The organism is Deinococcus marmoris DSM 12784 (assembly GCF_000701405.1).
GTDB classification, from domain to species: Bacteria; Deinococcota; Deinococci; order Deinococcales; family Deinococcaceae; genus Deinococcus; species Deinococcus marmoris.
The window spans coordinates 1-13,403 of the sequence record NZ_JNIV01000109.1 but is presented as its reverse complement, the minus strand read 5'-3'; the positions used below and the strand labels follow the sequence as shown (position 1 = coordinate 13,403).

General features: G+C 58.9%; 9 protein-coding genes and 1 pseudogene. 9 read left to right on the top strand and 1 reads right to left on the bottom strand.

Going from position 1 to position 13,403, the window contains the following annotated elements; translation table 11 throughout:
- The 4 genes from Q319_RS0119360 to Q319_RS24875 all read left to right on the top strand — a co-directional run.
- Window positions 1-260, top strand: a 260-nt coding sequence (locus Q319_RS0119360; RefSeq protein ID WP_029484084.1) for an IS66 family transposase, incomplete at its 5' end; no start/stop codon positions are given.
- Between the two features lie 57 nt (window positions 261-317).
- Window positions 318-2,039: a fatty acyl-AMP ligase gene (locus Q319_RS0119355; RefSeq protein ID WP_029484083.1), complete on the top strand. Its 1,722-nt coding sequence runs from the start codon at window positions 318-320 to the stop codon at window positions 2,037-2,039.
- Window positions 2,040-2,061: 22 nt separating this feature from the next.
- Complete coding sequence (locus tag Q319_RS0119350) at window positions 2,062-6,336, top strand: non-ribosomal peptide synthetase (RefSeq protein WP_051655578.1); 4,275 nt, start codon at window positions 2,062-2,064, stop codon at window positions 6,334-6,336.
- A gap of 1 nt (window position 6,337) precedes the next feature.
- On the top strand, window positions 6,338-7,030 hold the full coding sequence (locus Q319_RS24875) for a 4'-phosphopantetheinyl transferase family protein (RefSeq protein WP_051655577.1): 693 nt from the start codon (window positions 6,338-6,340) through the stop codon (window positions 7,028-7,030).
- A gap of 201 nt (window positions 7,031-7,231) precedes the next feature.
- Here Q319_RS24875 and Q319_RS0119340 read toward each other — a convergent pair whose 3' ends face one another.
- Window positions 7,232-8,557, bottom strand: coding sequence for a lipopolysaccharide biosynthesis protein (locus tag Q319_RS0119340; RefSeq protein ID WP_029484080.1), 1,326 nt, complete (start codon window positions 8,555-8,557; stop codon window positions 7,232-7,234).
- A 168-nt stretch (window positions 8,558-8,725) separates the two neighbouring features.
- On the opposite strand from Q319_RS0119340, the gene Q319_RS0119335 reads away from it, so the two are divergent.
- The 5 genes and pseudogenes from Q319_RS0119335 to Q319_RS24870 form a co-directional block, all read left to right on the top strand.
- Window positions 8,726-9,823 (top strand): glycosyltransferase family 4 protein, encoded by a 1,098-nt coding sequence (locus Q319_RS0119335; RefSeq protein ID WP_029484079.1) that lies wholly within the window; start codon window positions 8,726-8,728, stop codon window positions 9,821-9,823.
- Between the two features lie 192 nt (window positions 9,824-10,015).
- Complete coding sequence (locus Q319_RS26510; RefSeq protein ID WP_081846182.1) at window positions 10,016-10,933, top strand: glycosyltransferase family 2 protein; 918 nt, start codon at window positions 10,016-10,018, stop codon at window positions 10,931-10,933.
- A gap of 129 nt (window positions 10,934-11,062) precedes the next feature.
- Window positions 11,063-11,545: a hypothetical protein gene (locus Q319_RS0119325; protein WP_156039465.1), complete on the top strand. Its 483-nt coding sequence runs from the start codon at window positions 11,063-11,065 to the stop codon at window positions 11,543-11,545.
- Window positions 11,546-11,554: 9 nt separating this feature from the next.
- Window positions 11,555-12,856, top strand: coding sequence for an O-antigen ligase family protein (locus Q319_RS0119320; RefSeq protein WP_029484076.1), 1,302 nt, complete (start codon window positions 11,555-11,557; stop codon window positions 12,854-12,856).
- An 86-nt stretch (window positions 12,857-12,942) separates the two neighbouring features.
- A pseudogene (locus Q319_RS24870) lies at window positions 12,943-13,403 on the top strand (IS701 family transposase); the annotation flags it as partial.

The window sequence follows — 13,403 nt, the reverse complement described above, 5'->3', positions numbered from 1 at the left end:
GTCAGAAGCACCGAGATGCGGTGCTTCTGTTTCTCGAACGGGACGACGTTCCCTTCGACAACAACCAGGCGGAACGGGATATTCGGATGTTCTGTATCAAGCGCAAAGTGTCAGGTGGGTTTCGGTCTCTGACTGGTGGAGCGGCGTTCTGCCGGATTCGCAGCTATATCTCCACACTTCGCAAGCAGGGCATACATGTCTGGCAGGGCCTCGTGAGTGTATTTCGCGGTGACATCCTCATGCCCGACTTCTCGCGCTGAGTAGTTACGATGAAACCGCTTGAAAGGTTTCTCATCAGGACTCTAACTTATAGGTGGATGAACATTAATCAGGTTCTCAACACGCCACGCTGGTCCACCCTCGTTGACCTCTTAACTGAGCGTGCACGCACCACGCCTGGCGACGGTCTGATTTATCTTGCTGACGGAGAGACTCAGGAAGTTCAACTCAGCCACCAGACCCTGCATGAGCAGGCCCACCTCCTGGCCGCACAGTTGCAACAACGCCACAATCCCGGTGACCGGGTCATCCTGATCTTCGGGGAAGGCATTGACATCATCCCCGCCTTCTTTGGCGTGCTTTACGCGGGCATGGTGGCCGTGCCTCTGATGCCACCCCGGCCTGGCCAGCCAACCGATGACCTGTTCACGTTGATGGCCGACGCCCAGCCGAGTGTGCTCCTGACCACCACCGGCTTTGGCCACGTCCTCAAACCAATGCTCGACGCCTCCGACGCCGGCCAGAGCCTGCCCATACTCTTCACGGACGCCCCCGCGCCCGCCGGAGTTCCGAGATGGAGACCCCCTACCATTTTCGGCGAGTCGCTCGCAGCGCTGCTCTACACCTCTGGCTCCACCAGCCTGCCGCGCGGCGTGATGATGACGCATGGCCATCTCCTGCGCCGCCTCGCAGGACTGACCACCTTCATGGCGTCTATCGACACCTCAGGCGCCACCGTCAACTGGCTGCCTCTGCAACACCTGATGGGGCTGCTGGGCAGCGTCTTGCAGCCGATGTACATGGAGATCCAGGCGGTGGTGCTGCCCACCTCCAAGGTGATTGAACGTCCCGTTCGCTGGCTTCAGGCCATGTCGCGTTTCAGGGCCTGTTCCAGCGGCGCGCCGAACTTCGCCTTTCAGATGTGCGTCGACCGCATTGAGCCGCAAGACCGCCAGGGTCTGGACCTGAGCGGCTGGAAGATCGCGGTTCTCAGCACCGAGGCCATCCGCACCGAGACGCTTGACCAGTTCGCCGAAACCTACGCGCCGTTCGGATTCAGGCGCGGCGCGTACTACACCGCCTATGGCCTGTCAGAGGGCGCCGGCACCTTCAGCCAGCAGTCGCAGACCCAGCAGCCCCTTACCCTGTGCGTCGATGCTGGGGCTCTGGAACAGGGACAGGGGCGGGTGGATCGCTCCGGAATGGGCCGCGTCCTGGTGGGGTGCGGGCAGCCCCTGCCCGGTCAGGACATCGTGATCGTGGATCCCGACACCGCTCAGCGGCGCAGCGAAAACCAGGTGGGCGAGATCTGGATTCGGGGTCCGCAGGTGGCCGATGGCTACTGGCACCAGCCCGAGGCAACCGCGCTCACCTTTCAGGCCCACCTGAGCAGCGGCGAGGGTCCGTACCTGCGGTCCGGCGATCTGGGCTTTTTCCACGAACAGGAACTGTACGTCGCCGGACGCCTCAAGGAAATGCTGATCGTGCGCGGCAAAAATCTGTACGCGGTAGACCTAGAGCGCGCCGCCGAGACGGCGCACCCCGCGCTTCTCCCCGCGAGCAGCGCTGCGTTCTCGGTTCCGGTTGAAGGGGAGGAGCAGCTGGTGCTGGTGCATGAAGTGCGTCCAGACCAGACAGGCATCGACATTGAAGAGGTGGCCTCGGCTATACGGCGACTGATCGGCGAGCGGTATCTGCTCCCTGTGCACAGCGTGGTCCTGATTGAGGCCGGCAGTCTCCCGCGAACAGACACGGGCAAGATCCGGCGTGCGCACGCCCGTACGCTCTTCTTGCGCGAACTGGAGGCGGGTTACACCTGAACTGCACCATGAGACGACATCCATGAAGATTCTCGGCATCAGTCCGTTGAAGGCCGGTCAGCCCGCTGTTGATCCGGCGGCCCTTTCAGTACTCGAAGCAGGACTGGCCGGCATCTGGAAGGCGGTGCTGGACCTGCCCCAGGTGCAGGCTGACGATCACTTTTTCGAGCTGGGCGGCAACTCGCTGGGCGTCATCCGGGTGGCGGCCCGGGTGCGCGAGACCTTTGGCGTGGACGTGCCGCTGGCGGCCCTGTTTCAGGCGCCCACCCTCGCCAGCATGACCCGGCAGGTACAGGCGGCGCTGCTGGCCGGTGGTGGCCTGCACCTGCCGCCGCTGACCCCGGCGCCGCCGGGCAGCCCGCCCGTACTGTCGGCGGCGCAAGAACGGATGTGGCTGCTGCACCAGATGGACCGCGGCGGCACCGCGTTTAACGTGACGGGCGTGGGGCGGCTGCGCGGCCCCCTTTCGGTGCCGCAGCTGGAGGCGAGCCTGCACCTGATTGTAGAACGGCACCCGCCGCTGCGCACCACCTTCGCTCAGCAGGACGAGGGGTTGGTGGCCCGGGTGCATCCCGCCGCCTTTTCCCTGCCGGTCCTGGACCTGGGTGCCTATCCGGCCGGGCAGCGCGAGGTCCTGGCCCTGGAGGCCATCCGGGACACGGTCACCCACCCGTTCGATCTGGAGGCTGGTCCGGTGTTCCAGGCACGGCTGTACCGCCTGAGCGACGAGGAACACCTCGTGCTGCTGGACCTGCCGCACATCAACTCGGACGCCTGGTCCATGGGGATCCTGATGGCCGAGCTGGTGGCCGCCTACGAGGCGCTGAAACAGTGCCAGTCCCCCCGCCTGCCTGACCTGACCCTCCAGTACAGTGACTTCGCCCACTGGCAGCGCGGCTGGTTGCGCGGCGAGGTGTACGGGGCGTTGCGGGCGTACTGGCTCAAGCGCCTCGCGGATTACGTGCCGCTTGACCTGCCCCTAGACTGCCCAGCCCCCTCCACCCTGACGTTCAAAGGGGCCACCGAGAGCGTGGCCCTGGACCAAGACCTGCTGCGCCGCCTGCGGCAACTGGCGCACACGGAAAACGCCACCCTGTTCATGGTGATGCTGACGGCCTTCAAGGTGCTGCTGCAGCGCTGGACCGGCCGTGAGGACGTTGCGGTGGGCACGCCGATGGCCGGACGCCAGCACCAGGGGCTTGAGCAGCTTGTCGGAGTCTTCGTCAACACCCTGGTGCTGCGGACTGATCTGACGGGCGCGGACAACTTCCGTGAAAGTCTCGGGCGGGTGCGGACCACGGCTGTCGAGGCGTTCGTCCACCAGGACATGCCGTTTGCCCGCTTGATCGCCGAACTTCAGCTGCCGCGCCTGGCCAACCGCTCTCCGGTGGTGCAGGTGCTGTTCAACCAGATCAATGTGCCTATGCCGGCCATGCAGATGGCGGACATTCGCTTCGAGCCGGTGGAACTTGACCGCGGCGGCGCGCAGTTCGAGCTGAACTGCACGGTACAGGAACTGCCGGGGGAAGAAAAGATCACCCTGGAATACAACACGGCCCTGTTCGAGCAGGCCACCGCGCAGCGGCTGCTGGCCCAGTACCTGCTGCTGCTGCGCGCCATGGCCGGGAACGCGGACCAGTCCACGGCCGCCGTGTCCCTGTTCACGCCGGAGGATCAGCAGTTGCTTGCGGCGCTCAACGACACCCGGGCCGCGTGTCCGGATGCCACCCTGCATGGCCTTTTCGAGCAGCAGGTTCGGCGCACGCCCCACGCTGCGGCGCTGCGCGCGGGAGACCAAGAGCTGGGGTATCAGGCGTTGAATGCCGGGGCAAACCGACTGGCCCAGCAGTTGCTAGAGCGCGGTCTGACCCCCGGCACGCCAGTGGCGCTGTTTCTCAACCGGTCTTTTGAAAGTGTCATGGCTATCCTGGCCGTGCTGAAGGCGGGCGGCGCGTACGTTCCTCTGGATCCCACCCACCCCGCACCCCGCCTGGCCTGGATTCTCGCGGACGCGGGGGCGCCGCTGGTGATCACGACCTGGGACCTAGCGGCCGCGCTGCCCCCGTCGGCGGCGCAGGTCCTATACGCCGATGGACTGCTGGAGGGTCACGGGTTGATGGAGAACCTAGAGCTCCCGACCGCGCCGGAGGCTCTGGCCTACATCATCTACACCTCGGGGAGTACGGGCACTCCCAAGGGCGTGCTGGGCCGGCACAGGGGGATGGTCAACCGGCTGGACTGGATGTGGAAGACTTTTCCGTTCGGGCCGGGCGAGGTGCTGTGTCACAAGACGGCCCTGGGTTTCCTCGACAGCGTATGGGAGATTTTCGGGCCGTTGCTGCGCGGCGTGCCCAGCGTGGTGGTGCCCGACGCGGTGGCGCGCGATCCGGAGCAGCTGACCGCGCTGCTCAGCGCCCAGGGCGTGACCCGCGTGGTGCTGGTGCCGTCCCTGCTCGGCGCGCTGCTGGATTTCGGTCCCCGGCTCACCGGGCCGCTGCGCGGCGTTCAACTGTGGACGCTCAGCGGGGAGGCACTCAGTGGGGCGCTGGTCTCACGGTTCCGGGAGGCGTGGCCAGCGGCGCGGCTGCTCAACCTGTATGGCTCGACGGAAGTGTCAGCCGACGCCACCGCCTACGAGATTCCGCCCGGCCCAACCAGGGGACCGGCGCTGATCGGGCGGCCCATACAGAACATGCAGGCGTACGTCGTCGACCGCCGACTGCGGCCCGTGCCTCCCGGTACGCCCGGCGAGCTGTTGATCGCCGGGATGGGCGTCGCCGCCGGCTACCACCGCCAGAACGGGCTGACGGCCCAGCACTTCGTCACGCTTCCTCTGGCTCCGGGCCGCTGTTACAGGACGGGCGACCTGGTGACGCTGACCTCAGCGGGCCAGCTGCGCTTCTTGGGCCGCACGGACCGCCAACTCAAGATCCGTGGGGTGCGCCTCGAACCGGGAGAGATCGAAGCCGCGCTGTTGCGCCACCCGGCGGTGCAGGCCTGCACGGTGGGCGCGTTCGGTCAGGACCAGCAGGCGCTGACTGCTCACCTGGTGCTGCGCTCGCCGGTGGACGTGAACACGCTGCGCGACTGGATGGCCGGCCAAGTGCCGGGGCACTGGGTGCCCAACCATTTTGTCGTGCTTGACGCGCTGCCGTTGACCCCCAGTGGGAAGCTCGACTGGCGCGCGCTTCCCGAACCGGAAGTGACCGTCCAATCCGCTGTGGTTTCAGCGCAAACTCCATTGCAAGAACGACTGATCAGTCTCTGGGAAGAACTGCTTGACCGGACGCCCATCGGTATCCACGACGATTTCTTCGCACTTGGGGGCCACTCCTTGATGGCCATGCGGCTTGTTGTGCAGATCGAGCAGCGCCTGGGGATGAGGTTGCCGGTCACGGCTGTATTTCAAGCTCCAAATATCTCAGAACTCGCCCGGCGAATTGAGCAACACGACCTCAAAGCTGGCCCCGTTCTGGGGCGAGAGGACTCTCAAAGTTCGACGCCGCTATTCTGCTTCCATGGCTTGGGCTCAGATGAAAATAGGTTTCGAAACTTGACGGCACTGCTTGGAAGTCAAAACATCTACCATTTCAATATTTTATCACTCGATATTTATAGTTTGGATAGCGAATCAAAGAGCGAAGATGAACGTGAGAGATATCCTACAGTTGAAGATCTAGCTCAAATATTTCTAAAAGAAATTAAATTAATCCAACCCCATGGACCTTATCAATTATATGGGTATTCTTTCGGCGGTCTTGTGATTTACGAACTTGCTCAAAAACTAAAAGCACTTGGAGACACCATTGATTCCTTGATCATTGTCGATACATATGCGCCCCCAACTGCTGGAAGTAAAGCCAGTGCATACCAATTGGCGGATTATGCAATTTTTGGCGAACTCACATTGTTGGGAAAATCGCCTCGTACTTTTCTCAGAAGACACGCAAGACGGGTACCAATTTTGAGAAATACAAACAGAATAAAACAGGCCGATGATAAAGAAAATAGAATTCTGCGGCGGATTTTCCAAAATATGGCATTCGCAACGAAGTCGTATTGTGCCAGTCCTCTAGATGTACCAGCGGTCTTCTTCAAAGCGCAAAAAAGACCTGTGCGTGACTCTCTTAAAGTATGGACTTGGGAACCGCTTTTTATTGCGGGTTACGAAACTATTGTTCTTCCTGGTGATCATTTCACTATTTTCAATGAACCATCTGTGCAGATCATGTCCAATAGCATTCGCTCGAGACTAAGAAAATCTGACTGGAAGCTTGCAGTTAACGTAGAGCCTTAATATGTCTTATTCTCCTCATGAAAGCGATTTGCAAAAAAAGGAGGTGTCTATCTGGGTGTTAGTTTTAGAAGGCAACCTTTATGACATGCCCACTTTGAACTCACTGCTCTCGGGTGCCGAGCGCGAAAGAGGAAGAAAATTTAAACTTGCCAGGGATGGCACCTCCTTTGTAATCGCGCACGCCATGAAGAGACTGATTCTGGGAAGGGCCCTAGGCGTGCAACCCCACGCCCTGAGCTTTGAAGTTGGTCTGTTCGGTAAGCCAAGTGTCAAAGGTGGGGGATTGTACTTCAGTCTGTCGCGGTCGGGTGACTATGCCTTGCTTGCTCTGGGGCGGCACCATCAGATTGGTATCGATCTCGAGCTGGTCCGCCCGCTCCCGGAACTTGACGCCATCGCCGCTCAGCACTTCTCTACCGCAGACCAGGCCAGACTGGACTTGGCCGGGGAAGACAAGCTGGTCACCTTTTTTGATCTCTGGACCGCGCATGAAGCAGTCCTCAAGGCGGCTGGAGTCGGTCTCAGCGGACATACGTTTGGGCCAGCAGGCGCGTGGACGTATCAGAATCTCGCTTTGATTGAAGGTTACCGGGCCGCACTCGCTGCCCCACGCTCAGCTTGGTCTGTCAAGACGTACGATCAGAACGATGTCATTCAGTCTTGGCTAGAAATATTTTTGTTTCCTAACGATTGAAACATTTTGGGTCGTGGTGAAGACTGGGTGCTTCTCGTTGTCACTCAGGTCAGAACCGCAGGAAGGTGGGGCTTTTTGCTGCACGCCATTTTGCGGCAGCGGTGCGCGGGACAACAGAAAAGCGTGCGGATTTCATGTTGAACGCTGGGTCATCTAGGGAGAACAGGGCGTTTTTTAACCATTCGTTCCCGAAGCCGTGGGTTATGCCGCCTGTTGCTGCCGGAGCCGCAGGTGCTGCAACGTCAACCCCAGTGTGGGCAGGAGCGCCGTCAGAATGAAGACCAAGCTGGCTGTAGCCAAGTACGCGGACAGCCCGCCCACCCGCAGGCTGATCACCTTGCAGATGATCCCGATCACCGCCGCCGTCACCTGCACGAACGCTTGTTTGCGTAGCAGGTGCATAGCGTTTAGGTAGTTGTTGCAGACGATAACAATGGTTGTCGAAGCGATATACAAGGCGATCCACACCAAATCACTGACCCGGATATCCACCGCACCGCTACCCAAATAACGGTAGAGGGGTTCGGCAAATAGGATAATGATCCCACTTAGCACTGCTAGCAACCCCGCGCTGCCGCTACCGATCCGCAGCAGCAGCCGCCTGATCTGTCCCACCTGATTCGCGGCGTTCAGGCGGTAGAACACTGGCCACAGCGCCGTCGAGAACAGTGTGACCACCAGCGGCAACGCTTCAAAAGGGCGTCTGGCCAGGGTCAGGTATGCCACGTCCCGGGTGCCCAGCAGGTGCTTGATGATGAAGGGGTCCATGGCCGTCCCGACAAGAAACGCGATTTGGAAGATGACAAAAAACTTTCCAGCCTGGAAAACCGCGCGGTTTTCCTGGAAGATCAGTCGGATTGACTGCTGCCGCCCTTCTCCGGCAACCGGCGGTCCCAGCGCCGAGCGCTGATAGCGCCAGCCGTTCAAAAGTGACGCGACGACCACCGGCAGCATGGTGGCGATGATCAGCAGGTAGAGGTTTGGGACCAGCAGCAACACGAGAACGGAGGCCACCAAGCTGGCAACCTTGCCCGCCCCCTCCCAGGCTAAGTACTCGTGCCCACGCTCCTGGGCCAGCTGTACCTTGTTCCAGAGCGAGGGTGGGATGCCAATGACATAGATCGTCAGCGCGAGCAGCAGAGCGAGGTACACTTTTAGGGGCGCGACATCGTCCGCGCCCCCGGCGAAGGCGTACCAGGCCAGCCCAACAGCGCCCAGCGCCAGCCAGAAGACGGCAATGAATCCCAGCAGCTTTTTCAGCCCCAGCAGCCGCCTCCGCTCGCTGCGCAGGTGGCCGTCGCGCTGGTGGGTCCGGGCCACCTCGTTCACCACCCCGTTGGCGATGCCCAGATCGGGCGCAGTTACCAGATTGGGAATTAGGGTGGCCAGCGCCCACAATCCGTACTCCAACACGCCCAGTCGGCTAATCGCCAGGGGCGTCACGATCAGCGTGATCAAGATGGCGATGGAACGGGGCAGCAGGTTGGTCAGCCCGAATTTGAGGATGCTGCTGTGGCGCAGGGCCAAGAGTCGTGGGGGAATTGTAGGCATAAACCGCTCGACTGGAAGCTTACACCAAGACTGATGCTCCGTGCCCTTCTCATGCAAGCCGGGAGCACGGCGGGGTGACTGCCGAAGACTAACTAGACTTCAGTTTCGGAAGCGGGTTTACGTCTTCCGGCCTACAATCTTTCCATGCCCCTCAAGCGCATTGTTTTCTGGCAACCCAACCACAGCCCGCACCAGTTTCCCCTACTGGACGCCCTCTCCCGTCACGAGAACGGCTACGAAGTGGAGTTGGTACTCAGCAGAACTGTCAACCCTACCCGCCAAGTGTTTAGCTGGGGAGCCATCAGTTATGAGCATGTCGCCGTCCACGAAGTTCCTTCCGCCGCAGCAGTTGACGTGATCGCAGGCAGAGAGATCGGTTCGAGTATCCACGTTTTTTCTGGCGTTGCCAATGATGAAATCGCTAGAATAGGCATGGAGGCGTGTATTCGCCACGGCGCAAAAATCGCCGTCATGGCGGAGGCTGGAGCCTGGAGAGACCGTCACCCCGCACGCTATCCCCGTCTGGTCAAGCACCTAATGCTTAAACAGAAATATGGTAAGTATATTCAGGCATTCCTGCCGATGGGCCAGGTGGGTGTCGAGTGGTACACGCGCGTGGGCTATGACCCTGGCATCATGACCCCCATCGGGTACTTCGTTGAGTCAGCACTAGTGACGGTTCCGCCGCCCGCCACCTTCGAGATTCTTTTCGTCGGACGCGCTGTGCCGCTTAAGGGAGGCGATCTACTTCTGCGTGCGCTGGGCAAGATCAAACACCTTCAGTGGAATGCCAGCCTGATGACGCAGGGACAGGAGCGGGAAAAATGGGAAGCGCTGGCGCAATCCCTAGGGTTGGGAGAACGGGTTGAATTTCGTGACTACGAAACCTCCCTGGCTTACGCCCAGCGCCTGGCTTCGGCCTCGGTGTTGGTACTTCCCAACAAGGGTGACGAGGGCTGGGGTGCCGTGGTCAACGAAGCCCTGATGCAGGGTACGCCAGTCATCTGCACGACGCTCACCGGGGCACAGGACATGATCGGGCCGGGCCGTGGGGAAGTAGTCACGCCAGACGTGGTGAGCCTGAGTTTGGCGTTAGAGCGGCAGATTGGGCGCGGGATTCCTAGCGCACAGCAGCGGACAGAGGTGGCCGAGTGGACCCGGCAGCACTGGTCTGGAGAAGCGGGCGCGCGTAAACTGGTGTCTGCTCTGGACCACAAGATTGCCCCGAGCTACAACAGTTGAAGCGATACAGCGATGACAGGCTTCAGCGGAAGGCCAGGCCGCTCATGTGCTATGTCGAGAACTAGCATAAGCGTAGTGCTGTCCGCGATAATAGTTTTATAAAGCGTGTTTTCCATGCAGTAGATTCTGTTGTTCTAGATTCCGTCTTTAAGTTAAGTAGTATTTAACGCCTAATAAATAGGAGCGCAGTACATGCCGATGTCGCTAGATGTAGTTTTTCTATCATATAACCGCAAGGATGATCTCTTAGTTAACATCAAAAACACTCTACAATCATCTTATGTATCAGATGAGATTATATATGTTATAGATAATGCTTCTACTGACGGTACTCCCGAAGAACTTAAGCAGTTTAAAATCCTTCACGAGCAAATTCAGATGATTTTCTTAGATCATAATTCAGGAGTAAGTTGTGGTAGAAACGCAGGATATCGTCATGGAGAGGCAGACTTGATTTTATCTTTGGACGATGATGCTTGGTTTGATCCCAAATACTGGCAAGCAGCCATAAAATATTTTGAAGAGGATGTTCGCTTGGGTGTGCTTGGTCTCAAGGTGATCCAAACCAGCAGCGGCAAGGAACAGACACCTGATGCTGTTAGGGGTGAAGAATTGGCAAACTACCATGGCGCTGGACATATTATCCGCCGAAGTGCTTTAGAAGCTGCCGGATACATGGATGGGCGGTGTCATTTTGGCGGCGAAGAATTGGATCTCTCGATGCGTATGCGCGGTAAGGGATTCACTGTCCGATTTGCGCCAGAACTGATCGTTATGCATAATAATTTTGCCCGTCCTGGCAAAGAGGGTATGGGTCGTCGTCTCAAATGGGCCTACAGCTATGGATTGGTTTTACGAAAGAACTTACCAGCGCGAAAAGCAATAGTTCTGCTGGCAAGACGCTGGCTTGGAGCATTCTATAGCTATAGAAAAAAAGACCTACCTATTTATATAGTCCGCTCGTTTTGGGCAACGGCGAAAGGTTTTATCAATGGGGCCAAGTCCTATGAATCCATCGGCCTAGAAGCTGAAAATTTTTATGCTAATCCCAAGCTTCAGCCAGAGTTTGGTAACATCCCATTATTGCGTAAGCTCTTTGGAAGACTCTAGCCAAAACTTGATTCGTCACTCGTCGGGGGCTCTTGGAGTTTGGTTGCTAGAGTATCGGCAAATGGGGCGGTAGCTTTAGCTGATATCTGGCGTGGTCCTGTGTGGCTGTACGCCGGGTATCATCGGCGAATGCAAAAGCAGGAGGTAAGTGTGCTTGTGGGGCTGACGCTGGTCATCGGCGTCGCTGCCCTTGTGGCGAGATCGGCCCAGCAGATCACCGCGCCAGAACTCCAGTTGGCCCCGGAGGCATGCGATCTCCAGCCCACATGGAACATTATGGATGATCCTTACAACACCATCCGTAAAACGGAGCGCGGCTGGGACTGGCTCTCTCAGGGATATATAGAAATGCACCCCTGCGGAGGCGGCACCCTAGTCATGAGCGGTTACGGCGTTGAAGCTGGTAGCGACTGGCCCTTACTGATAGCCTCGCTTGATCTGGAGGGATTGGGAAGCTGGAAGTTTGATCGCCAGCGCAGCCTGAGGGTGAAGGTGCCACACGGTGGCAGGCTATCGCTGGCCTTTCTAAACAACTATTACAGCGCAGAACAGAGACCCATCCAGCGACGGGACTTGCATCTGCAAGAAGTACGCTGGACGCCTGACCCTTAAACTGTTGCCATGCAGCGCCGATTGAACCTATTCCTCATCCCCCAAACCCGCCTCGCGCCGATGATAGATTGGCTGATTCCCCTAGCCTTTGTACTAGCAGTGCTTCCGGGCGGGATCTATCTTGCCATTGTTCTCCTAATCCTGCTCATACTGAGCGGCCGCACGGTTGAAGCCCTGGCGGCATTACCCCTTCTGGTGTTGGGCAACCCAATTTTGTTCCGCCTTGACGGTGTAGAAGTCGTTCGCTATCTCCCACTCCTCTTTGGCCTCGCCGTGCTGTGGCCTGGTCTAAAGATTACCGACACCTCTGTGGGTTGGGCGCTGGCCTTCGTTACAGCGTTGCTGGTGCTCAACGTGGTAGCCGTCTCGGCGCTGCCGTCTATCTCGCTGTTTAAGGGCATTCTGTTTATTGGCGTCCTCTGGGTGCTGTTTAACACGCCCCGAGTGGATTGGGAGGCGTTTGCCCGTCGGGTGGACCGATTCATTCCCTTCTACCTCCTGGCCAGCTTCGCCACTTATTTTGTGCCCGCCATTGGATTCGCACGAAATGACAGAGGGTTTCAAGGGTTGACCAACCAGCCGCAAGTGTTCGGCGTTCTTGTTGCGCTGCTGGCCTCCTGGATGGTGTATCGCCTATGGACCAGACAATCGGCCATCTCCTTGCCGCTGGGCCTCCTGACGGTTCTGGCATTGCTGGGGGCCATACTGCTGTCCGAGGCGCGCACAGCCTTGCTGGGTTTTGTAGTGGCTTTCCTGTTGACCTGGCTGATCCAAATGCTCCGCAGCTCACGGGGAATCGGGCTAAAAATTGCACTGACAATATTGATTGGCGGGGCAGGGGTGGTGACAATTACACAAAGCAACATCCTGACGGAGTTTCTGTTTAAACGCACCACTTCCGAGAACGTCTTAGAGGCCGCAGACACTTCTCGCGGTTTTCTGGTTCGCCGGAGCCTGGAAAACTTTCAGGACCATCCAGTGCTCGGGATGGGATTTGGCACACCTTCCTTCGTGGATATTGCCGACATCACGTATGCACCCGTCATTGACGTTCCGATCGGCGTGGCGCTGGAAAAGGGCGTCTGGGTCACGGCCACGCTAGAAGAGCAGGGCGTGGTGGGCCTAGCCGTCCTAGCACTGTTCTTTGGCACACTGATGGCTTTTTGTATTCGAAAACGCTCCTACATGGGAATTGTCATCCTCGGTTTTGTCTTGGCGAGCAACCTGGGCGAAATGAACATGTACAGCATCGGTGGCTTCGGAATCTTGCATTGGCTTTTGACGATCACCGCCGCACGGATCAAAGGATAGTCGGCTGCCTTTTCCGTGGTACTCAAACTCAGGAGTTGCACCTGCATAACTGGCAGTAAAGCGCTCCCAGCCGGGAGAATCTGGGCATGTCAAAGTCACAGATTCCAGGGGAGCGCGTTCGCATTCTGGCAGATGAGTTCCTGGCCGTCCCCGCCACGTCGTATCAGCAGCGCAGCCTGGGGGCTGCGCTCTTCATGTTCCTGGACACGGCCACCAAGACGGCACTCCACCGCGCTGAGTTGGTCAGTAAGAGTGCGCTCAGTCGCCTCTTGAACGAATATTCCTGGGATACCGAGGCGTGCTGGACCCTGCTGGAGCAGGCTCAATGGGACTGCTTGCGGTTGGCCGCCAAGGGAAAGCATCGCCCCCTCCTCCGGCTCAGTGTCGATCTGACCAGCGTGGAGAAGAAAGGCAGCACGCTGCCTTTCGTACGCGTCTACAACGAGGTCCACGGTATCCACTTGGTGGTTCTCTTTGCCTAGTATCGGGATGTGAAGTTCCCGGTGGCCTATCGGGTGTACAAGGGGAAAAGCACGCCCACACCCAC